Below are 20,479 nucleotides of genomic sequence, written 5' to 3' on the forward strand. Positions count from 1 at the left end.
TCGAGACTTCTGGAGCCCTCCTTCGAGGTTAGCCGATTGTTAATCGGCTAACACCTCAGGATGAGGTCGTGTGTGGGATAGAGGAGAGACGTTCCGGGCTTCCACTCTCGCGAAGCGCCCCCTACCCCACCGCCTCCAGCTCCTTGGCGATCGCCGCGATCACCCGCGGATCGGTCGGCTCGACCTGGGTCGCGAAGGCCGCCGCGACGTGGCCGTCGCGGCCGACCAGGTATTTGTGAAAGTTCCAGCGCGGGGTCTCGGCCGGCTTCTCGGACGCGGCCCAGCGGTAGAACGGATGCGCCTGCGGTCCCGTCACCCCGGTCTTGGCCATCACCGGGAAGGTGACCCCGAAATTCTTGCGCGCGGCCTCGGCGATCGCCATCCCGTCGAGCGGTTCCTGGCGCCCGAAATCGGCGGACGGCACCGCGATCACCGTCAGCCCGCGCGGGCCGAACCGGGTCCAGAGATGCTGCAGGCCGGAGAATTGCGGGGCGTAGCCGCAGGCGGTCGCGGTGTTGACGACGAGGATCGGCTTGGGTGCCAGATCGGCCAGGGCCAGGCTGCCGCCTTCGGGCCGCGCGAAGCTGAAGGCGGAGGCCGTCATGCCGTTCTGCAGCGATGCGGCCCGGGCCGGCAGGCTGACGGCGCCGGCGATCAGGAACAGGGCCTCGCGGCGGGCGATCGGCATCGGGATGCGTCCTCGGACATGAACGGTCCGATTGTCTCCCCGCCCGGGCGTCGGCGCAAGCGGTTCGCCATGCTCGAGCTTGCCCGAAGGTCGGGTGATCGGCTGCAACTTTCCGTGAACTTCCGTCGGGGTGTCGCGTTATTCGCCGGAATTGGTCCGGAGGCCGGATATGGGCGGGCACGAGATCCTGAACTACTTCGAGCATCGCCGCGACGGGGCCTGGGTCTGTACCCGGCCGGTCACCCTGACCACCCCCCGCGAGAGCGTGGCGATCCGTCCGGGCATGCGGTTCGATTACGGCAAGAAGGTCGGCGGCATCGATCTCGCCGAGTATCTGGAGCGTCTGGGCTCGCAATTCGGCTCGTGACGCGTCAAGCCCGGTACGGCGCCGCGGGTGACGCAGATGTCACACACCGCGCCGAGCCGGCCGATGCCTTTTGACCAGCCGGCGATCGGCACGATAGGTTGCGCGGATGATCCCTGCCCTGTCCGCTCCCCCTCCGGTCGAGGAACCGTCGTCCGATACCCGGTTCCGCATCCTGGCGACCGCGGAGCGCTTCTTCCGTGAGATCGGCTATCAGAAGACCACGGTCGCCGACATCGCCAAGACCCTGCGGATGAGCCCGGCCAACGTGTATCGGTTCTTCGATTCGAAGAAGGCGATCAACGAGGCCGTGGTGGCGCGCATCATCGGCGAGGTCGAGGCGCGGATCGCGGCCCTCGCCGACCGGCCGAGCGTCACCGCCGAGGCTCGCCTGCGCGAGATCATCGTCTTCCTGCACCGCGATGCCGTCGAACGGTTCACCGGCCATCCGCGCATGCACGAGATGGTCGAGGCAGCGATGTCCGAGAGCTGGGACGTCTGCCGCCATCACGTCGACCGGATCACCGCGGTGCTGGAGCGCGTCGTCGCCGACGGTGTGGCGCGGGGCGAGTTCGCCGTCGAGGATCCGGCGGTGGCGGCGCGCTGCGTCCACACCGCCATCGTCCGGTTCTGCCATCCGGTGCTGGTGGTGCAATGCCCGGAGGATTTCGTGCCGGCGCTGGATGCGATGATCGCGTTCCTGATCGGCGCGCTGCGGGCGGGGTCGCGCGCGGCGTGACGCCGTCCCGAAGCCGACGAGCCGACGGTGGCGGAAGGCGCGACCCTCATGGTGGCCGCGCGCCCTTCCGGAAGACATGCGCGATGAGGCAGGTCGCCCGGCGGCGACGACCCGTGACGCCGCTCACGCCCCCGCCCCACCGCCAAGGCGGCGCGGACCAGTTCGGCCAGGCTCCCGGCCTGCATCTTCGCCATCACGTTGGCCCGGTAGATCTCGACCGTCCGCGGGCTGATGCCGAGATCCCGGGCGATGATCTTGTTGGGCTTGCCGGCCACCAGTTCGTCGAGCACCTGCACCTCCCGGTCCGAGAGCGAGGCGACGCGCTGGCGGATCCCGGCCGCGGCGGCATCCCGCTCGGCGCTCCGGCGACCGGTTTCGAGGGCGGCGCGCACCGCGGCGAGGAAGACCTCGTCGTCGAACGGCTTCTCGATGAAGTCGGCGGCGCCCTCCCGCATCGCCGCGACGGCGAGCGGCACGTCGGCGTGACCGGTCATCACGATCACCGGTGCCGTCTCGCCGCGGGCCTTCAGACGCCGCAGGAGCTCGATCCCGTCGAGGCCCGGCATCCGCACGTCGGTGACGATGCAGCCCGAGACCCGCGCGACCGCCTCCAGGAAGGCGACGGCCGATTCGTGCAGGCGCACCGGGATCCCGTCCGAGGCGAGCAGGAAGGCGAGCGCCTGCCGGACGGCCCGGTCGTCGTCGACCACGTGCACCAGCGGCTCATCGGGCATCGTCCAGCTCCTCCCTGTCCACCGCCCGCAGGCTGAAGCGGAAATCGGTCCCTCGCCCTTGCCCGTGCCCTTGCCCTTGCCGGGATTCGGCGCGGATCTTGCCGCCATGCGCCTCCACGATGGTGCGGCAGATCGAGAGCCCGACTCCCATTCCCTGCGGCTTGGTGGTCACGAAGGGCTCGAACAGGCGCGACGCCACCTCCGGGGCGAGGCCCGGGCCGGTATCCGTGACGCCGACCTCGACGAGGCCTTCCCCGGGCAGCGCCGTCGTGGTCACCCGCAGCTCGCGCCTCTCCGAATCCTGCATCGCCTCGATGGCGTTGCGAATCAGGTTGAGCAGGACCTGCTGTACCTGGATCCGGTCGGCCAGCACCAGCGGCGCCGCCGGGTCGAAGGCGAAGGTGACGTGAACGCCGCGCTCCTTGGCGCCGACCAGCGCGAGGGCACTCGCCTCCTCGATGAGCTTGGGCAGGTCCTCGATGCGGCGCTCGCCCTCGCCGCGGGTGACGAATTCGCGCAGGTGGCGGATCACCTGGCCCGCCCGCAAGGCCTGCTCGGCGGCCTGGTCGACCGCGCCGGCGAGCATCGGGATCTCGGGCATCGTCGTGCCGTCGCCCTGCATCCGGTCGAGCACGCGGCGGCAGCCCTTGAGGTAGCTGGCGATGGCGGTGAGCGGCTGGTTGATCTCGTGGGCGAGCGTCGAGGCCATCTCGCCGAGGGCGGTGAAGCGCGACATGTGGATGAGCTCGGATTGCAGTTCCTGCAGCCGGGTCTCGGTGCGCTGGCGCTCGGTGAGGTCGCGGATGAAGCCCGTGAAGTAGCGCGCCCCCGAGGAGCGCATCTCGCCGACGGCGAGCTCCATCGGGAAGGTCGAGCCGTCCCGGCGCTGGCCGACCACGACGCGGCCGATGCCGATGATGCGCCGCTCGCCGGTGGCGAGGTAGCGGGCCATGTAGGCGTCGTGCCGGCTGCGATAGGGCTCGGGCATCAGCAGGCTGACGTTGCGGCCCACCACCTCCTCGGGGGAGTAGCCGAACTGACGCACCGCGGCGGCGCTGAAGGACTGGATGCGGGCGGCCTCGTCGATCACCACCATGGCGTCCGGCACGGTCTCGAGGATCGAGCGCAGATGCGCCTCGCGGGCGCGCAGCTCGGTCTCGGCCTGGCGCTGCGCCCGGATGCTGAACACCACCCCGCGGTGGCGCAGGGGCCCGCCCTCCGGGTCGATCTCGACGGTCCCGCGCGAGCGCAGCCAGTCGGTCTCGCCGTCGGGCCGCACGACCCGGTAATCGATCTCGTAGCTGCCGCCCCGGTCGAGGGCCCGCCGGATGACGCGCGACCGTGCCTCGCGGTCGTCGGGATGGACCAGCTCTTGCGTCGCCTCGAAGGTCGCGAGGCGCTCGGGGGGCACGCCGAACAGCCGGGCGCCGCTCGGCGAGACGGTGATGCGGCCGGTGGCGGGATCGAGCGACCAGAAGCAGATGCCGACCTCGTCGAGCGTCTGCCGCAGCTCCTCGGCGTTCGGGGTGCCGGGGGCGGTCATGCCGGCCGCGGGGCGGCCGGGACCCGTCCGGATCGAGATCCGCCGTCAACCCCGCCCGTCACGCCCCTGCGGTTCACGTCCACTGCCCCCATCGCTCGTCACGTCCGGATGCGGGCGCGCCCGGCACGGCACAAGGTGCCCGAGGCCAACCGGGAATGCCAGTCCGCGCGGACATCGCCGTTAGTCCTTGATGCCGGCCCCGTCACGCACAAGCCCGCGGAGCGGCCTGGCCGAGACCATTCACGGAAATCCGCGCCCCGACCGGTCACGGGCGCCTGCGCGAAGAGCCCCGCCGGCATCCGGAGCCCGCCCGGCGATCATTCCGGAATCCGGAACGATGAACTGCCGAAGGCGGGCATTCTCGATGCCGGGCGAAACCCGCATTCTTCATGGGCGGTTCGGGGACGGCCCGGCCACGGCGACGAGGACCCGCGATCATGATGAAGCTCTATCACCACCCGCTCTCGGGCCACGCCCACCGGCCCCGCCTGTTCCTCTCGCTGCTCGGCGTGCCGCACGAAGCGATCGAGGTCGACCTGAAGGCGGGAGCGCACAAGCGGCCCGAATTCCTGGCTCTCAACCCGTTCGGCCAAGTGCCGGTGCTCGACGACGACGGCACGGTCATCGCCGATTCGAATGCGATCCTGGTCTACATCGCGAAGAAGCTCGGCCGGACCGACTGGCTGCCGGAGGGGGCCGGGAGTGCGGCCTCGGTCCAGCGCTGGCTGTCGGTCGCGGCCGGCGAGCTGGCCTACGGCCCCGCGGCGGCCCGGCTCGTCACGGTGTTCGGCGCCGATTTCCGCCCCGAGGAGGTGATCGGCCGGGCGCATACCCTGCTGCGGCGCCTCGAGGCGCACCTGACCGGGCGCGACTGGCTGGTGGGCGGGCATGCCACGATCGCCGATGTCGCGCTCTACAGCTATCTGGCGCGGGCCCCCGAGGGCCATGTCGACCTCTCGGGCTACGAGACCGTCGTCGCCTACCTGCGCCGGATCGAGGCCCTGCCGGGCTTCCTGCCCTTCGCCGAGACGCCGGCCGGCCTCACCGCCTGACCTCGCCTGTCCGGGCGCGCCTTCCGGCTGCGCCCGACCGAACCGGACGGGAGACGCACCATGAACGATGGTTCGACGATGACGGCGGCCTCACCCTGGCACCCGGGGGAGATCGCCATCCAGGAACAGGTCGGCGTCGCCGCGCGGATGGCGGAGGTCGGTCGGCGCGTGGTGCGGGACTTCCTGCCCGAGCAGCACCGCGCCTTCTTCGCGCAACTCCCCGTCCTCGTCGCCGGCAGCGTCGACGGGCAGGGTGACGCATGGGCGACGCTGATCGCCGGTGCGCCGGGCTTCGTCGCCTCGCCGAGCCCGACGGTGCTCGACCTGGCCGTGCGGCCCGATCCCGGCGACCCGGCGAGCGCGGGCCTGCGCGACGGCGACGCCGTCGGGCTCCTCGGAATCGAGCTGCAGACCCGCCGCCGCAACCGGGTGAACGGCGTCATCCGCGGGGCGGCGGACGGCGTGCTGCGGGTCGAGGTCGAACAGAGCTTCGGCAATTGCCCGCAATACATCCAGTTGCGCGACCTCGCCGCCCTCCCCGACCCACGGCAGACGGTCGCCGGGGCCATCGAGGAGAGCGGCGAGCTCGACGCGGCGGCCCGCGCCGCGATCGCCTCCGCCGACACGTTCTTCGTCGCGTCCTACGCCGAGCCCGCCGGGCGTCGTCAGGTCGATGTCTCGCATCGCGGCGGCAAGGCCGGCTTCGTGCGGATCGCCGCCGACGGCACGCTGACGATCCCGGATTTCGCCGGCAACCTCTTCTTCGCGACCCTGGGCAACATCCTCCTGAACGGCAAGGCCGGCCTGGTCTTTCCCGATTTCGCGACCGGCGACCTGCTGCAACTGACCGGCGACGCCGAAATCGTCCTGTCCTCGCCCGAGATCGCCGCCTTCCAGGGCGCCGAGCGGCTCTGGGTGGTCCGGCCGCGCCGGGTCGTGCGGCGGCGCGGTGCGCTGCCCCTGCGCTGGAGCGTCCGGCCGGACGGCCGGTCGCCCAATTCCCTGATGACCGGCGACTGGGGCGAGGCCGCCGACCGGAGGCGGGCGGCCGACCTCGCCGCGCGATGGCGCCCGTTCAAGGTCACCCGGATCGTCGACGAGAGCCGGACGATCCGCTCATTCCACCTCCGGCCGGCGGACGGGGCCGGGCTCGTCCCGCACCGTGCCGGCCAGCATCTGCCGATCCGCGTGACGCTGCCCGGAGACGACACGCCGGTCATCCGCACCTACACGCTCTCGGTCGCGCCCTCGGACGCGGTCTACCGGATCAGCGTGAAGCGCGACGGCACGGTGTCCCGACATCTCCACGCGAGCGTGACGGTCGGCGACGTGATCGAGGCCCGCGCCCCGGCCGGCGGCTTCACCATCGACGCGGGAGGCCGGCGCCCGGCCGTGTTGCTCGCCGGCGGCGTCGGCATCACGCCGCTGCTGGCGATGCTGCGCCACGTCGTCTACGAGGGATTGCGGACCCGGCGCGTCCGGCCGACCGTTCTGGTCCAGGCCGCCCGGTCGCGGGAGGACCGCGCTTTCGCCCGCGAACTGGCCGACCTCGTCGAGCAGGCGCAGGGCGCGGTGCGGCTCGTGCGGGTGCTCAGCGAGCCGGACGATGCCGTCGCGGGCCTCGATTACGACGTCGCCGGCCGGATCGACATGGCGCTGCTCGCCCGCATCCTCCCGTTCGGGGATTACGACTTCTTTCTCTGCGGCCCGCCCGCCTTCACGCAAGGACTCCATGACGGACTGCGTGGCCTGAACGTCGCGGACGACCGCATCCATGCCGAGGCGTTCGGTCCCTCCTCGCTCGTGCGCGGCGGCCCGGCGGCGGAGCGCCCGCCCGCCTCGGCGGAGCCGGTCGCGGTCGCCTTCCTGGATTCGGGAAGGAGGCGCGCTGGACGCCGGAATCCGGGACGCTGCTCGAGCTCGCCGAGACCCGGGGCCTCAGCCCCGAATTCAGCTGCCGGACGGGCTCCTGCGGGTCCTGCCGGACAAGGCTGCTCGCCGGCGCCGTCACCTATGCCGGGGAACCCACGGCGGCGGTCGCGGCGGACGAGGTGCTGATCTGCTCGGCCGTCCCGGCCATGGGCGGCGGGCCCGTCCATCTCGCCCTGTGAGTCGCGGTCCGGCGGCCATCGACCGCGCCGCCATCCTCCGTCACCTTCCCCTCGCCACTTTGCCTCCGCCACCCTGCTCCGATCCCGGAACCCCCATCAGGAGAGCCCGATGTCCCGTCCCCCGCTGCCCCCCTTCACCGAGGCGAGCGCGATCGAGAAGGTCCGCCTCGCCGAGGACGGCTGGAACGGCCGCGATCCGGCCAAGGTCGCCCTCGCCTACACCCCGGATACCCGCTGGCGGAACCGCGCCGAGTTCCTCGCCGGCCGCCAGGAGGTCGAGGCCTTCCTGACCCGCAAGTGGAACCGCGAACTCGACTACCGTCTGATCAAGGAGATCTGGGCGTTCGCCGGCAACCGCATCGCCGTGCGTTACGCCTACGAGTATCACGACGACAGCGGCCAGTGGTTCCGCGCCTACGGCAACGAGAACTGGGAATTCGCCGAGGACGGCCTGATGCGCACCCGGCATTCGAGCATCAACGAGCATCCGATCCGGGAGGAGGACCGCCGGTTCCGCTGGCCCCTCGGCCGCCGGCCGGACGACCATCCGGGACTCAGCCATTTCGGGTTCTGAATAAGAAAATCGCGATCCAGGGCGATAGTCGCCGCCATGGATCGCGAAGGGGTTCTGTTCGCGAGGGACGGCCGAGAGCCGGTGCCGGGCCTTACGACCGGCGGCAGGTCGCGGTCCGGAGGGCCAGGGGGAGCACCATGGATCGCCTGCAGGCCATGCGCATCGTCGCGACGGTCGCGGAGACGGCGAGCTTCGCCGAGGCCGCGCGGCGGCTGCACATGAGCCCGCCGGCGGTGACGCGAGCGGTGGCGGCGCTCGAGGAGGCGATCGGCGCCCGCTGTTCGTGCGCACCACCCGGTCGGTGAAGCTCACCGAGGCGGGACGGCGCTATGACGAGGATTGCCGGCGGATCCTCGCCGACATCGCCGAGGCGGAGGCCGCCGCCGCCGGCTCCTACGCCACGCCCTCCGGCGCGCTCGCCGTCACCGCCTCGGTCCTGTTCGGCCGGCTGCACGCGCTGCCGATCGTGACCGAGTATCTCGACCTCTACCCGACCATGACCGCCCGGACCCTGTTCGTCGACCGGCAGGTCAACATCGTCGAGGAAGGCATCGACGTGGCGATCCGCATCGGCCACCTGCCGGATTCCGGCCTCAAGGCGGTACGGGTCGGCGCGGTCCGCCGCGTGATCTGCGGCGCGCCATCCTACTTCGCGAAGCACGGGATGCCGGCGACGCCCCAGGACCTGAAGCACCACCGCATCGCCATGTCGACCGGGGCCTGGGCCTCGCCGGAATGGCGCTTCGGACACGACCAGCGCGTGACGGTCCAGCCCGCCCTCCTGAGCAACACCAACGAGGCCGCCATCGCCGCGGCGCTCGCCGGCTGGGGGCTGACGCGGGCGCTCTCCTACCAGGTGGGCCCCGCCCTGCTCGATGGCCGGTTGCAGGTCGCTCTCGCCGGGTACGAGGAGGCGCCGCTTCCGATCCACGTCGTCCATCCCGACGGGCGGCAGGCGCCGGCCAAGGTGCGGACCTTCGTCGATCTCGCCGTGGCGCGGCTGCGCGCGAACCGCTTCCTCGACTGACGATTCAGGGGGCCGCCCGGGTGGTCCGGCGGGAAAGGCGCGGCCGGAGCGCGCCGCCGATCGCGAGCCAATCGTAGCCCGTCGAGAGCGCCGCGATCATCCGGTTGCAGCACTCCCCTCGGCCGTGAGGCCGATCGCCATGGCAAAGCCGTGCCGCAGGCGGGACACCGACGCCATCGTCCTGCGCGAAATCGAGAAAACACCCCGTCCCGGCGATCACCCCACCGCCTGCCTTCGCGAGCCGGCACGGCATCGCGTTCGACGGCGGCGCCGTCGAGACAGGCGCCGGGTGATCCGGCCGGCTGCGTCGGAGGATCGAGGGGACGACAGCGAGCACGGGAGGCGGAAGGCCCGTGACGGGCCCCCCTGCCGGACAATTCTCAGATCTTCTTCGCCCGCGCCTTGGGCGCCGCCTTCGCGGCGGCGGTCTTCGTGCCCGTCTTGGACACTGCCTTGGAGCCTGCCTTGGAAACCGTCTTGGGGGCGGCCTTCGCGGCGGCCTTGGAGGCTGCCTCGGCATCGGCCTCGGCCTCGCGGGCGAGGCGCAGGGCCCTGAGGCGGGCGGTGTTGTCGTCGCGGCTGCGCTCCGCATTGGCAAGGTCGGACCAGGCCTGCGCCGCCATCTCGGCCTGCATCTGGGCCCGCGCCGCGCGGGTCTCGGCCTGTCCGCGCGCGGTGCTGTCTTGGGTCGCCATGACGTCATCCCTCTTGCGAGGCGCGGGCGAGCCACGGCCTCGGAGGGCGCCGGGCCGAACGGGCCGCCGAGTGCGGCCCGCCCCCGGCGCCCTCTCCTCATGTAGGGCGCGGCAGCGGATTGTCATGCACTGACGGCCAGCGGACGGAAGCGGTCCGGTGTCGCGACGGCCTCAATGGGCGGTCGGCGTCCCGTGATGCGGCTCCGCGGGCACGTCCCCCGCCAGGGCCTCGGCGAAGGGGAATTCCAGCACCACCTCGCCGGCCTCGTCGGTCACCACCAGGCTCGCGGCGAGCAGCCGACCCTGGTTTTTCGGATCCTCCATCATCGCGCGGATGATCGCGCGCGAGGCCTCCCAGGCATGATCGGGATCACGCAACTCTTCACCGTTCAGATCTGTGATCACGTCCTCGCCGATGTGAGTGTTGAAGAAGTATCGGGGCATGGGCAATCCTTCCGGCCGAGCATCGGCTCTACCTGCCCTGTTCGTCCCTCCGCGACCAGTCCCCTGATCGGCGGATGCGATGCCGATCGCGCGGCGTTCGCCCGATCGGGGATCGCCCCGCCATCGGCTCCCGGACGACGCTCCCCGAGGCCCTGTCCCAGCGGGACCGCCGCACGGCGGGAGACGAGGCCCCGCGCCGCGGACGGGGGCGCCGCAAACGTTAAAGAGTCGGCTAACGTCCACTTGCGCGGGGACCTGGATTGGGCTTTGCTGACGTTGGGCCACCGATGGAACGCCAGGTCATAGAAACCGGCGCCGCTCGGCCTCGCCCCAGGGAGCCTCGAGACGTCCGATGCTGTGGCGCATCACCCCATGGAGCCGCAAGGCCGCCGCCCCGCCCTCATCGGCGGGTTCGATCCGATCTATTATCTCGGCAAGAATCCGGACGTCGCGGCGGAAGGCTGCGACCCCCTGGAGCATTACCTGCATTTCGGCTGGCGCGAGGGGCGCGATCCCTCCGCCGAGTTCAGCACCAGGGGCTATCTCACGGCCAATCCCGACGTGGAGCGGGCGGGGGTGAACCCGCTGCTCCATTATCGCGAGCACGGCCTGTCCGAACGCCGGCGCGGCTGGCAGAAGCCGGGCACCGGTAGCCCTCAGCTGCCGCGATAGGTGCTGTAGGAATAGGGCGCGATCAGCAGCGGCACATGGTAGTGGTTCAGCCCGGGCCGGACCACGAAGCGCACCGGTACGTCGTCGAGGAAGTCGCCGGCCCCGTCATCGCCCGCGCTCGCGAAATAGGCCCCGACCGCGAAGACCAGCTCGTAGATGCCCGGCACCAGCGCCGCGCCCGACAGCAGCGGCGCGTCGCAGCGTCCATCCGCATTGGTGAGGGTCCGGGCGACCTCTTCCCGCGCGCCGCCGGTCAGGCGCCAGAGCTGCACGGCCACCCCGGCGGCCGGACGGCCATGAGCGGTATCGAGCACGTGGGTCGTCAGGCGCGGCGTCTGTTGGCTCGACATGGCGAATCTCCGGTCTCGACCGCGTCGGGGTGCCCGAGGCCTGCCGCCCGGTCAAGCGGCGCTTGACCCGTGACCGCCCGGGCGCCCAGCATGGCGGCTCCGATCCGCCGGAGCACCCGCATGGCCACGCTTCTCCTGCGCAATGCCGACCGCGTCGTCACCATGGACGAAGGCCGGCGCGAGATCGAAGGCGGCTTCGTGCTGGTCGAGGACAACCGGATCGTCGCGGTCGGCGGAGCCGAGGCGGCGCCCGACACCGCCGATACGGTGATCGATCTCGCCGGCCACGTGCTGCTGCCCGGCCTCGTCAACACCCATCACCACATGTACCAGTCGCTCACCCGCGCCGTGCCGGCGGCGCAGGATGCCGACCTGTTCGGCTGGCTGAAGGCCCTCTACCCGATCTGGTCCCGGCTGACGCCCGAGATGGTGCGGGTCTCGACGCAGACCGCGATGGCCGAGCTGATCCTGTCGGGCTGCACCACCTCGAGCGACCATCTCTACCTCTATCCCAATGGCTGCCGCCTCGACGACAGCATCGAGGCGGCCGACGCGATCGGCCTGCGCTTCCACGCCGCCCGCGGGGCGATGAGCGTCGGCGAGAGCGCCGGCGGCCTGCCGCCCGATTCGCTGGTCGAGAACGAGGCCGCCATCCTCGCCGACACCCGCCGCGTGATCGAGACCTGGCACGACCCGTCCCGTTACGCGATGCGCCGGATCGTGGTGGCGCCGTGCTCGCCCTTCTCGGTCAGCGAGGGGCTGATGCGCGATGCGGCCCGGCTCGCCCGATCCTACGGGGTCTCGCTCCACACCCACCTCGCCGAGAACCAGGACGACGTCGCCTATAGCCGCGAGACATTCGGGAAGACGCCGGCGGACTACGCCGCCGATCTCGGCTGGGTCGGGCCGGACGTCTGGCACGCCCACTGCGTCAAGCTCGACGAGGACGGCATCCGGTTGTTTGCCCGCACCGGCACCGGGGTGGCGCATTGCCCGTGCTCGAACATGCGGCTGGCCTCCGGCATCGCCCCGGTGCCGCGGATGCGCTGCGAGGGCGTGCCGGTCGGCCTCGGCGTCGACGGCTCGGCCTCGAACGATGCCGGCCACCTGCTGGGCGAGGCCCGCCAGGCGATGCTGCTGGCCCGGGTCGGCCACGGCCCCGCCGCGATGAATGCCCGGCAGGCCCTGGAGATCGCGACCCTGGGCGGGGCGAAGGTGCTCGGGCGCGACGATATCGGGGTGCTCGCCCCGGCATGGCCGCCGATTGCGTCGCCTTCGACCTGCGGGGTCTCGGCGTCGCGGGCGCCCTGCACGACCCGGTCGCGGCTCTGGTGTTCTGCGCGCCGCAGGGCGTGCGCCTGAGCGTCATCAACGGCAGGATCGTGGTGCGGGACGGCCGGTTGCTCACGCTGGAGACGGAGCGGCTGGCGGAGCGGCACAATGCGCTCAGCCGGCGACTGGTGAACGGCGATTAGAGCATCTTCCGACGAAGTGGATGCCAGTCCGTCGTAGAAAGTGCAGCCAATTCAAAGACCTGGAGAGATTCGCGATTGCAGCGCGATCGTGAAGCGCTCTCGGTGCATGATCCCGGAACGACCAGGAGGGTGTCGCCACGGCTGGGCCAGTCGACCGGGCTCGGAAACGGCCGGGGTCTTTGGTCCAGGCCCGGCACGAAGGCCGGCACATGCGCCCTTTAGCGGAACCGTGGTCCTGGGTGACTTCGGCGCATCCGTCGTCGCGGTCCGCTCGCGCCATGTCGCGACCGCTCCCGGGTTCAGGCCGTCGGGGCGGCGACGTCGCGAACGACGGTGTGCCGACGGCCGGTGGTTATGCCCCGACCAGCAGCCCCTGCCCCAGGAATCCACCCGTCTCCGGCAGGCCCGGCAGGGCATAGAAATACCCGCCGCCGACGGGCTTGATGTATTCCTCCAGCGGCTCGCCGTTGAGCCGGTTCTGCACCGCCACGAAGCCGGCATCGAGGTCGGCCTGGTAGCAGACGAAGATCAGGCCCATGTCGAGCTGGCCCGACGGGGTGATCCCGGCCGAGTAGTTGTAGCCGCGGCGCAGGATCAGGCTGGAGGCGGTCTCCGGTGTGCGCGGGTTGGCGAGCCGGATATGGGCGTCCATCGGCGTGCGGGTGCCGGCGGGGTCGGCGGCGTAGTCCGGCAGGGCGTGCTCGTCGCTCGCGCCCAGGGGCGCGCCGCTGTCCTTGTGGCGGCCGAAGATCCGCTCCTGCTCGCGCAGGGGCGTGCGGTCCCAGCGCTCGACGAAGTTCCGGATGATCCGCACCACCTGGTAGGAGCCGCCCGCCGCCCAGCTCGGTTCCCCGCTGCCCGGCTGCACCCAGACCTGGCGGCGCATGAGGGCGTCGTCGCGGGCGTCGAGGTTGGCGGTGCCGTCCTTGAAGCCGAGGAAGTTGCGCACCGTGTCCTGCCCCTGGCGCTTGACGACGTGGGGCGGCAGCATGCCCTCCAGCTTCCAGCGCAGGGAGACCAGACCCGGCGTGTGGCGGATCACGTCGCGCAGGGCGTGCAGGGTGGTCTCTGCGGTATTGGCGCAGAATTGCAGCAGCAGGTCGCCGTGGCAGAGCTTGCCGTCGAGGGAATCGTTGGGGAAGCGATCCATCGGCCGCAGGTGCCGGGGCGCCGCGCCCGCGAGGCCGTAGCGGTCGTCGAACAGGCTGGCGCCGACGGCGAGCGTGGCGGTGAGGTTGTCGGGCAGCACCCGCGGCCCGAGGATGCCGGAATCGGCCGGCGGCAGGCGCGGGTCGAGGACCGGCACCGGCCCGCCCTCGGTCAGGAAGGCGAAGCGCTCGGTCAGGATCCGGAACAGCTTGGCGAGTTCGCCGCGATCCTCGGCCAGCACGTCGAGGGCGACGAACAGCGCGGCGGCCGGCTGGGCCGTGACGATGCCGGCCTGATGGGCCCCAAGGAACGGCTGGCGGTCGAGGGTGCCGTCGCTGGCGGCCGAGGGCGTCGCGTCGGCGGCGTGGACCGGCGTCGGCGCCACGGCCAAGGCGCCGCCGGCGGCCGCACCGGTGCCGGCGGCGAGCCCGCGCAGCAGGGCGCGGCGGGAGGTCGAGAACGGGCAGGAGGCCATGGGGCTCGCCTCAATCCAGGCCGAGCTTGCCGCGCAGGGTCGAGAGGTCCTCGGCCAGCACGGTGATCGGTCGCTTGAGGGCGTTGCGGTCGCGGTCGCTCAGGGAGTCGTAGGGTGCAAAGCCCCCGTCTCCGGTCCGGTACTTCGCCAGCAGCGTCTCGACGCGCGAAAAGTTCGTCTCGGTGCGGGCGACGAGGTCGGGATCGCGGGTCGCCACCAGCGGACGCAGGAGGTCGAAGATCTTGCGCGAGCCCTCGACATTGGCGTGGAAGTCCCACAGGTCGGTGCGGCTGTAGCGGTCCTCCTCGCCGGAGATCTTGGTCGCCGCGACCTCCTCGATCAAGCCGGCGGCGCCGCCCACCATCTTGGCTGGCGGGATGGTGAGGTCCGCGATGCGACGCTTCAGCTCGGTGGCGTCGGCCAGGAGCCGGTCGGCATGGGCGCCCAGGCCCTCGGTGCTGTTGTCGGCCCACAATCCCTTCTCGAGGCGGTGGAAGCCGATGAAGCCCGGATCGGCGTCCTTCCTCTCGAAGTCGTCGGCCCGCACGTCCATGCTCTTGTCGAGGTCGTTGAAGAGGGACGCCACCGGCTCGATCCGCTCGTAATGGCGGCGGGCTTGCGGGTAGAGGGCCTTGGCCTCGGCGATCCGGTCGGCCTTCACCGCCGCGACGAAGGCGGCGGTCTGTCCGTGGAAGGCCTCGACCTCGGCCATCACGTAGAGCTTGTAGGCGGCGAGCGGGCCGACGAGGGCCATCGGGTCGGGGGCGCCGGGTGCGGCGGCCGTCGCCGCGGTCACCGTCAGGGTGCCCTTCGGGTTGCTGAGCAGCCCGCAGGTCATCTCGTAGGAACCGGGCTGGAGCGTCGCCGAGAGCGACTGCACGAAGCCCGGGATGATGTTCTCCCGCTCCTCGACGATCATCGTGCCCTGGAGGATCTCCCATTCCAGGACGCGGCGGCTCTTGTTGCTGATCTTGAACACCGACTTGCCGGCCGGGACCGTGAGGGCGGCGGGCTCGCAGCCCTTGTCGGTCACCGTCACGGCGACGGGGTCGGGCGCTTGCGCCGAGGCGGACCCGGCGGAGAGCAGGAATGCGGCGGCGAGGGCGGGCCAGCGGGCGGTCATCGGAACTGTCCTCGGCGCCGATCAGGCGTGGCGCGGCTGGGGAGCGGAGGCCGGCCGGGCGCCCGCCAGGAAGGCCCACAGGGCCGGGACCAGGAAGCCGAGATAGACCAGCACCTCGCCCCAGGCCGGCGCCTCCTGGTAGCCGAAGAGGCCGGTGAGCAGGGTGCCCAGCACCGTATCGGCCGGCAGGATGGGACCGAGGTCGAAGGCGGTGGCCTGGAGGTGGTTCCAGAGGCCGGCCTCGTGGAAGGCCTTGAGCGCGCCGGCGAGCAGGCCCGCGGCGACGAACAGGATAAACACCCCGGTCCAGCGGAAGAAGCGGCGCAGGTCGATGCGCACCGCCCCCTTGGCCAGCGCGATGCCGATGACGACCGACAGGGCGATGCCGAGCACCGCGCCGACCGGCACGCCCCAGCCGACATCCTGCTGCACGGTCGCGAGGAGGAAGAACACCGATTCGAGGCCCTCGCGGCCGACCGCCAGGAAGGCCATCACGGCCAGCGCGAACCCGCTCCTGCCCTTGCGTTCGAACGCGTGGTCGACGGCGCCGTGCAGCTCGGCCCGCACCGAGCGGGCGGCCTTGCGCATCCAGAACACCATCGTGCACAGCATGCCGGCGGCGAGCAGCGCGATCACACCCTCCGCCAGTTCCTGCTGCTTCTGCGGGAACTCGGCGCCGATCGCCTGCAACCCGAGGCCGAGCGCCAGGCAGAGCGCGGCGGCGAGCACGACGCCGCCCCACACGGCCGGCATCCAGGCCCGCCGCCCGGTCTGGGCGAGGTAGCCGGCGATGATGCCGACGATCAGGGCCGCCTCGATCCCCTCGCGCAGCATGATCAGGAACGCAATCAGCACGGGCGTCTTTCCGGAAGCTTTACGAACGAAGCCGCGGTTTAATCCAAAAACTGCCGGCGTCATAGCGCTGCCTCGCGCTTCTTCTTTATAATAACTTGAAACTGGCGCGCTTTCATCGGCGTGCGCGAAGGAGCGATGACCGGTCCGCCGAGGGCGGCCTTTCTCAGATTCGCCGCTTTTTCCGCTTAGGTCCGAGCCTGCCGGCCGCGACGGTCGGTCTCGTTAACCGTGCGGATGCCGGCTCGGCGCATGATCGGACAGGCCTCGGCCCGCCCGCCGCATGTCCCGGGGCGGCCGCACCCCTCTCGAGCGTGCTGCCCCGACGATGATCCGCCTCGACAACGTCACCAAGATCTACAAGACGGACGGATACCGCCGCACCATCCTCGACCAGGCGTCGATGACCCTGAAGCCCGGGTGAGCTACGGCATCCTGGGCATCAACGGCGCCGGCAAGTCGACCACCCTGCGGCTGCTCGCCGGCTGCGAGCTGCCGACCAAGGGCCGGGTGATCCGCACCACGCGCATCTCCTGGCCGCTCGGCTTCGGCGGCGGCTTCCACCCGTTCATGACCGGGCGCGAGAACGTGATCTTCGTCGCCCGCATCCACGGCGAGGACCCGCGCCGGGTGCTGGCCTTCGTGGAGGATTTCGCCGAGCTCGGCGACTACATGAACGTGCCGATCCGCAACTACTCCTCGGGCATGGGCGCGCGGCTGGCCTTCGGCATGAGCATGGCGATCCCGTTCGACTGCTACATCGTCGACGAGATCACCGGCGTCGGCGACGCGCGCTTCGCCAAGCGCTGCGAGGAGGTCTGGAGCCAGCGGCGCGCCAACGCCGACATCATCATGTGCTCCCACTCGATGGACACGATCCGGGACTACGCCCAGCAGGGGATCGTGCTGGCGAACGGCCGCGCCGTGATCTATTCCGACATCAACGACGCGATCGAGGTCTATCAGCGACTCAACCAGTGAGCGCCGCGCCCTCCCGCCCTCCCCACTCCGACATCCCTGCCGGCCGGCGCGTCCCGCGCCCCGGCTCCGCCCGCAGCCGGAACCTCCCGTCATGACGATCGATGCCCGCAACCCGGAAGGCAAGGCTCTCAGCCCCGCCGACCGCTCCCGGCTGATCGGCGAGGCCCTGCGGCAGGCGGCCCGGGTGTCGCGGTTCTCGAACCCGAACAAGTCGAGCATCCGGACGATCCGGGCGCAAAGGCGCCGGGACATCGTCACCCCGCTGCTGTTCCTGTTCCTGTTCGTGATCCCGTCGGTGAGCAGCGCCGTGTTCTTCGGCCTCTACCTGTCGGACCGCTACGTGACCGAGGCGCGCTTCGCCCTGCGGCCGGCGATCGGCGGCGCGGAGAAGGCGACGCCGGACTCGGTCGGCACCACCTCGAGCCTTCCGGCCCAGATGATCGCCCAGGACTCGATGATCATCGGCGAGTACATCAAGAGCCGGACGATGGTCGAGACGCTCCAGCGCACCCTGCCGCTGCGGCAGATGTTCTCCCGCGACGACATCGACCGTTACTCCCGCTTCGATCCCGAGAAGCCGATCGAGAAGCTCGTCCGCTACTGGGGCGAGCGGGTGAAGGTGAACGTCGAGACGTCCGGACTGATCGAGGTCACGGTCAACGCCTTCGATCCGGACGATTCCATGACGCTGAACCGGGCCGTGCTGGCCGAGAGCGAGCGGCTGGTGAACCAGCTCACGGAGCGGGCCCGCACCGACGCCCTGGCGGAGAGCGAGCGCGAGATGAAGCGGGCCGAGGCGCGCCTGACCAAGGTGATGCTCGCCGTGCGCGACCTGCGCAACCGCGACGGCGTGCTCGACGCCCAGAAGTCCAACGACACCAACCTGAAGATGATCGCCGAGATCCGCACCCAGCGGATCAACCTGGCGGTCAAGCTCAGCCTGCTCCAGCGCGACCTGCGCGACGACAGCCGCAGCATCCAGGATCTCAAGGCGCAGATCGCCCAGCTCGACGAGACCATCGCCCGCATTGAGCGCGAGGCGGCCAACCAGGATCCGGAGCAGCGCCGGGTGCTCTCGGCCACGCTGACCAAGTTCGAGGAGCTCGAGGCCGAGCGCAAGAGCGCCGAGAAATACTACTCCGCGACGATCGCGGCGCGGGAGCGCTCGCGGATGATCGCCGACCGGCAGATCGAGTTCTTCAGCATGATCGTCGAGCCGGTGCGGGCGGAATCGTCCCAGCAGCCGCGGCGCCTGCTCTACATCACCATCGCGATCGCCGTCTCGGCCCTGGCCTTCGGCCTCTCGGTGCTGATGCGCAAGGTCCTCGCCTGATCCCGTCGGCCTGATTCCTCGCCGGACTCCCCTCGAAGGCGCGCGCCGCGGGCGGGCGCACGGAACCACCATGCTCTCCCCCGCGCCGTCCGGCTGGACGCTCTTCCGCAACCGCGACTTCCGGCTCTTCGGCGGCGCCCGCTTCCTCACCGGGCTGGCCTACCAGATGCAGGCGGTGGCGGTGGGCTGGTTCGTCTACGACCTCACCCGCAGCGCCCTGGCGCTCGGCTTCGTCGGGCTGGCGAGCTTCGCCCCGGCGATGCTGGGCGCGCTCGTCACCGGCCACGTCGCCGACACCTACGACCGGCGCCGGATCGCCGCCCTCTCCTACGGATTGCTGGCGCTGGCGGGCCTGGGCCTGACGGCGCTGGCGGCCTCCCGTGCCACGCCGGTCTGGCCGGTCTACGCCCTGATGGTGCTGGTGGGCATCGCCCGCGCCTTCGCCAACCCGGCGAGCCAGGCGCTCCTGCCGACCCTGGTGCCGCGCGAGCTTTTCGGCAGCGCCATCGCGCTCAATTCCTCGCTCTGGCAGAGCGCGTCGGTCACCGGCCCGGCCTTCGGCGGCCTGCTCTACGCGCTGGGACCGGCCGTCGTGTTCGGTCTCGCCGCCGCCTGCTTCGCGCTGGCGGCGATCAGCATCGTCCGCATCCGGCCGCGGCCGTCGGCCGTCACCACCCGGCCGGCGGTGACCTGGAGCACCCTGCTCGCGGGCCTGACCTATATCCGCTCGCAGCCGGTGGTGCTCGGGGCCATCACCCTCGACCTCGTGGCGGTGCTGCTCGGCGGCGCCACCGCGTTGCTGCCGATCTTCGCCCAGGAGGTGCTGTTCGTCGGCCCCCTCGGCCTCGGGCTCCTGCGCAGCATGCCGGCGCTCGGCTCGGTCCTGATGGCGATCTTCCTCGCCCACCGGCCGCTGACCCGCGGCGTCGGCCCGCGGCTCCTCATCGCCGTCGGGGTGTTCGGCCTCGCCACGATCGGCTTCGGCCTCTCGACCTCCCTGCCGCTCTCGATGGCCTGCCTGTTCGTCACGGGGGCGGCCGACATGGTCAGCGTCTACGTCCGCCAGAGCCTCGTGCAGGGCGAGACGCCGGACGCGATGCGCGGCCGGGTCGCGGCGGTCAACACCGTGTTCATCGGCGCCTCGAACGAGCTCGGCGAGTTCGAATCCGGCACGCTCGCCGCCTTCATCGGGGCGGTGCCGGCGGTGGTGGTGGGCGGCGTCGCGACGCTGGCCGTGGCGGCCTTGTGGGGCCGGCTGTTCCCGGCGCTCCGGCGGCGCGACCATCTGATCACGTGAGGCCTGTGCCGGGTCCAGGGTCGCGATCTACTTCAGCTCGGGGCATGCGATGGGCCGCTTGCGACCCTGTCACGACCGATCGCGAGCGTTCAGCCGCTCGCCCTAACGGTCACTCGCTGAGGGCACGATGTCGCGCCAGCCATGCTCCAGCACCCATGCCGAGCCGTCGAAGGCGAAGAAACAGCCGCCCCCGGCGACCGGCTGATCCCGGTCCCGCGAGATGGGCGCGCCCAGCAGGTCGCACAGAAGCAGCGTGCCGACCCCGCCATGCGAAACGATGCACACGTCGCCGACCCGGTCGCCATGGGCGGCGATGCAATCCCGCACCGCCGCCTTGATCCGCGCCTGCGCATCCACCGCCCGCTCCCAGCCAAGAACGCTCGTCTCCGGCTCGGCGAAGAAGCGATCCACGATCTCCCAAAAGCGCGGCGGCGCGACGTAGCCGGTCGCGGAGCGGTCGTTCTCTCCCAGCCGCGGGTCGATCGTGACGGGGCACCCGTGTCGCTCGTGCAGCATATCGGCTCCGTCTCGCGCCTTGCGCTCGCTGCTGACGAAGACATGGCCGATGCTCGCCGCCTCGGGTCGGGCGCAGAAAGCCGCCATGCGCTCGCGGCCTCGTGCCGACAGGCCCCAGTCGGGCACCGGGACAGCCGGGTCGATCGTGACCTCGGGATGGGTGACGAGAAGAACTCTCATGCCGGGTGCCATGCTCCTGAAAGACCGGCGACGTCCGGCATGCTCACATCCTGCCTTGAAAGCCGAAAGGCGGAAAAACCCCCTCGGCAGCCCTCCATCCGGTCA

Annotated in this window: 16 protein-coding genes and 5 pseudogenes; 11 read left to right on the forward strand and 10 right to left on the reverse strand. The window is 71.2% G+C overall.

Going from position 1 to position 20,479, the window contains the following annotated elements:
- Window positions 1-121: 121 nt before the first annotated feature.
- Window positions 122-688 carry a glutathione peroxidase gene (locus F1D61_RS01685; protein WP_203156239.1) on the reverse strand — a complete coding sequence of 189 codons (567 nt, stop codon included), beginning with the start codon at window positions 686-688 and terminating at the stop codon, window positions 122-124.
- 169 nt (window positions 689-857) lie between these two features.
- Between F1D61_RS01685 and F1D61_RS01690 the strand changes: the two genes are divergently transcribed.
- Together F1D61_RS01690 and F1D61_RS01695 are read left to right on the forward strand one after the other, a co-directional pair.
- A complete protein-coding gene (locus F1D61_RS01690; protein ID WP_203156240.1) occupies window positions 858-1,055 on the forward strand; it encodes a hypothetical protein in 198 nt (65 codons plus the stop codon).
- Window positions 1,056-1,161: 106 nt separating this feature from the next.
- On the forward strand, window positions 1,162-1,791 hold the full coding sequence (locus F1D61_RS01695; RefSeq protein ID WP_203156241.1) for a TetR/AcrR family transcriptional regulator: 630 nt from the start codon (window positions 1,162-1,164) through the stop codon (window positions 1,789-1,791).
- A 131-nt stretch (window positions 1,792-1,922) separates the two neighbouring features.
- Here F1D61_RS01695 and fixJ read toward each other — a convergent pair.
- Both fixJ and F1D61_RS01705 read right to left on the reverse strand, forming a co-directional pair.
- Window positions 1,923-2,525: pseudogene (gene fixJ / locus F1D61_RS01700) on the reverse strand (response regulator FixJ); the annotation flags it as partial.
- Entirely contained in the window at window positions 2,515-4,068 is a 1,554-nt protein-coding gene (locus tag F1D61_RS01705; RefSeq protein WP_203156242.1) for a PAS domain-containing sensor histidine kinase, read from the reverse strand. The pseudogene fixJ and the gene F1D61_RS01705, both read right to left, overlap by 11 nt.
- Window positions 4,069-4,508: 440 nt before the next feature.
- On the opposite strand from F1D61_RS01705, the gene F1D61_RS01710 reads away from it, so the two are divergent.
- The 4 genes and pseudogenes from F1D61_RS01710 (at window position 4,509) to F1D61_RS01725 (ending at window position 8,832) form a co-directional block, all read left to right on the forward strand.
- A complete protein-coding gene (locus F1D61_RS01710) occupies window positions 4,509-5,120 on the forward strand; it encodes a glutathione S-transferase family protein (RefSeq protein WP_203158877.1) in 612 nt (203 codons plus the stop codon).
- Window positions 5,121-5,180: 60 nt separating this feature from the next.
- A pseudogene (locus F1D61_RS01715) lies at window positions 5,181-7,231 on the forward strand (pyridoxamine 5'-phosphate oxidase family protein).
- Between the two features lie 109 nt (window positions 7,232-7,340).
- Entirely contained in the window at window positions 7,341-7,805 is a 465-nt protein-coding gene (locus F1D61_RS01720) for a DUF1348 family protein (protein WP_203156243.1), read from the forward strand.
- A gap of 137 nt (window positions 7,806-7,942) precedes the next feature.
- Window positions 7,943-8,832 (forward strand): annotated as a pseudogene (locus F1D61_RS01725) (LysR family transcriptional regulator).
- A 380-nt stretch (window positions 8,833-9,212) separates the two neighbouring features.
- Here the strand turns inward: F1D61_RS01725 and F1D61_RS33795 are convergent.
- Together F1D61_RS33795 and F1D61_RS01735 are read right to left on the reverse strand one after the other, a co-directional pair.
- Window positions 9,213-9,527 carry a transcriptional regulator gene (locus F1D61_RS33795; RefSeq protein ID WP_246775672.1) on the reverse strand — a complete coding sequence of 105 codons (315 nt, stop codon included), beginning with the start codon at window positions 9,525-9,527 and terminating at the stop codon, window positions 9,213-9,215.
- 171 nt (window positions 9,528-9,698) lie between these two features.
- Window positions 9,699-9,971 (reverse strand): DUF6894 family protein, encoded by a 273-nt coding sequence (locus tag F1D61_RS01735; RefSeq protein WP_203156245.1) that lies wholly within the window; start codon window positions 9,969-9,971, stop codon window positions 9,699-9,701.
- Window positions 9,972-10,328: 357 nt separating this feature from the next.
- Here F1D61_RS01735 and F1D61_RS01740 point away from each other — a divergent pair, with 357 nt between their 5' ends.
- Window positions 10,329-10,643 carry a hypothetical protein gene (locus tag F1D61_RS01740; RefSeq protein WP_348649415.1) on the forward strand — a complete coding sequence of 105 codons (315 nt, stop codon included), beginning with the start codon at window positions 10,329-10,331 and terminating at the stop codon, window positions 10,641-10,643.
- Here the strand turns inward: F1D61_RS01740 and uraH are convergent.
- Window positions 10,628-10,993: a hydroxyisourate hydrolase gene (gene uraH, locus F1D61_RS01745; RefSeq protein WP_203156247.1), complete on the reverse strand. Its 366-nt coding sequence runs from the start codon at window positions 10,991-10,993 to the stop codon at window positions 10,628-10,630. The genes F1D61_RS01740 and uraH overlap by 16 nt on opposite strands.
- A gap of 120 nt (window positions 10,994-11,113) precedes the next feature.
- Here uraH and F1D61_RS01750 point away from each other — a divergent pair.
- A pseudogene (locus tag F1D61_RS01750) lies at window positions 11,114-12,468 on the forward strand (8-oxoguanine deaminase).
- Between the two features lie 352 nt (window positions 12,469-12,820).
- On the opposite strand, the gene efeB reads toward F1D61_RS01750, so the two are convergent.
- The 3 genes from efeB to efeU are packed head-to-tail and all read right to left on the reverse strand — an operon-like array spanning window position 12,821 to window position 16,070.
- Complete coding sequence (gene efeB, locus F1D61_RS01755; RefSeq protein WP_203156248.1) at window positions 12,821-14,092, reverse strand: iron uptake transporter deferrochelatase/peroxidase subunit; 1,272 nt, start codon at window positions 14,090-14,092, stop codon at window positions 12,821-12,823.
- Between the two features lie 10 nt (window positions 14,093-14,102).
- Window positions 14,103-15,215, reverse strand: coding sequence for an iron uptake system protein EfeO (gene efeO, locus F1D61_RS01760; protein WP_203156250.1), 1,113 nt, complete (start codon window positions 15,213-15,215; stop codon window positions 14,103-14,105).
- 21 nt (window positions 15,216-15,236) lie between these two features.
- Window positions 15,237-16,070 carry an iron uptake transporter permease EfeU gene (gene efeU / locus F1D61_RS01765; RefSeq protein WP_203156252.1) on the reverse strand — a complete coding sequence of 278 codons (834 nt, stop codon included), beginning with the start codon at window positions 16,068-16,070 and terminating at the stop codon, window positions 15,237-15,239.
- 325 nt (window positions 16,071-16,395) lie between these two features.
- On the opposite strand from efeU, the pseudogene F1D61_RS01770 reads away from it, so the two are divergent.
- The 3 genes and pseudogenes from F1D61_RS01770 to F1D61_RS01780 all read left to right on the forward strand — a co-directional run bounded on the left by F1D61_RS01770 (window position 16,396) and on the right by F1D61_RS01780 (window position 19,678).
- Window positions 16,396-17,048: pseudogene (locus tag F1D61_RS01770) on the forward strand (ABC transporter ATP-binding protein).
- A gap of 91 nt (window positions 17,049-17,139) precedes the next feature.
- Window positions 17,140-18,381 carry a capsule biosynthesis protein gene (locus F1D61_RS01775; protein WP_203156253.1) on the forward strand — a complete coding sequence of 414 codons (1,242 nt, stop codon included), beginning with the start codon at window positions 17,140-17,142 and terminating at the stop codon, window positions 18,379-18,381.
- 70 nt (window positions 18,382-18,451) lie between these two features.
- On the forward strand, window positions 18,452-19,678 hold the full coding sequence (locus F1D61_RS01780; RefSeq protein WP_203156255.1) for an MFS transporter: 1,227 nt from the start codon (window positions 18,452-18,454) through the stop codon (window positions 19,676-19,678).
- 102 nt (window positions 19,679-19,780) lie between these two features.
- On the opposite strand, the gene F1D61_RS01785 is transcribed toward F1D61_RS01780, so the two are convergent.
- The gene (locus F1D61_RS01785; RefSeq protein ID WP_246775673.1) at window positions 19,781-20,386 is read right to left on the reverse strand and encodes a histidine phosphatase family protein; all 606 of its coding nucleotides are present in this window, start codon (window positions 20,384-20,386) and stop codon (window positions 19,781-19,783) included.
- Window positions 20,387-20,479: the final 93 nt, after the last annotated feature.

The organism is Methylobacterium aquaticum (assembly GCF_016804325.1).
In the GTDB taxonomy this organism is placed as follows: Bacteria; Pseudomonadota; Alphaproteobacteria; order Rhizobiales; family Beijerinckiaceae; genus Methylobacterium; species Methylobacterium aquaticum_C.

What these genes read in the sequence shown, in the direction of transcription:
- F1D61_RS01685 (WP_203156239.1), bottom strand. Translation starts at nt 688, where the DNA reads ATGCCGATCGCCCGCCGCGAGGCCCTGTTCCTGATCGCCGGCGCCGTC.
- F1D61_RS01690 (WP_203156240.1), top strand. Translation starts at nt 858, where the DNA reads ATGGGCGGGCACGAGATCCTGAACTACTTCGAGCATCGCCGCGACGGG.
- F1D61_RS01695 (WP_203156241.1), top strand. Translation starts at nt 1,162, where the DNA reads ATGATCCCTGCCCTGTCCGCTCCCCCTCCGGTCGAGGAACCGTCGTCC.
- F1D61_RS01705 (WP_203156242.1), bottom strand. Translation starts at nt 4,068, where the DNA reads ATGACCGCCCCCGGCACCCCGAACGCCGAGGAGCTGCGGCAGACGCTC.
- F1D61_RS01710 (WP_203158877.1), top strand. Translation starts at nt 4,509, where the DNA reads ATGAAGCTCTATCACCACCCGCTCTCGGGCCACGCCCACCGGCCCCGC.
- F1D61_RS01720 (WP_203156243.1), top strand. Translation starts at nt 7,341, where the DNA reads ATGTCCCGTCCCCCGCTGCCCCCCTTCACCGAGGCGAGCGCGATCGAG.
- F1D61_RS33795 (WP_246775672.1), bottom strand. Translation starts at nt 9,527, where the DNA reads ATGGCGACCCAAGACAGCACCGCGCGCGGACAGGCCGAGACCCGCGCG.
- F1D61_RS01735 (WP_203156245.1), bottom strand. Translation starts at nt 9,971, where the DNA reads ATGCCCCGATACTTCTTCAACACTCACATCGGCGAGGACGTGATCACA.
- uraH (WP_203156247.1), bottom strand. Translation starts at nt 10,993, where the DNA reads ATGTCGAGCCAACAGACGCCGCGCCTGACGACCCACGTGCTCGATACC.
- efeB (WP_203156248.1), bottom strand. Translation starts at nt 14,092, where the DNA reads ATGGCCTCCTGCCCGTTCTCGACCTCCCGCCGCGCCCTGCTGCGCGGG.
- efeO (WP_203156250.1), bottom strand. Translation starts at nt 15,215, where the DNA reads ATGACCGCCCGCTGGCCCGCCCTCGCCGCCGCATTCCTGCTCTCCGCC.
- F1D61_RS01775 (WP_203156253.1), top strand. Translation starts at nt 17,140, where the DNA reads ATGACGATCGATGCCCGCAACCCGGAAGGCAAGGCTCTCAGCCCCGCC.
- F1D61_RS01780 (WP_203156255.1), top strand. Translation starts at nt 18,452, where the DNA reads ATGCTCTCCCCCGCGCCGTCCGGCTGGACGCTCTTCCGCAACCGCGAC.
- F1D61_RS01785 (WP_246775673.1), bottom strand. Translation starts at nt 20,386, where the DNA reads ATGGCACCCGGCATGAGAGTTCTTCTCGTCACCCATCCCGAGGTCACG.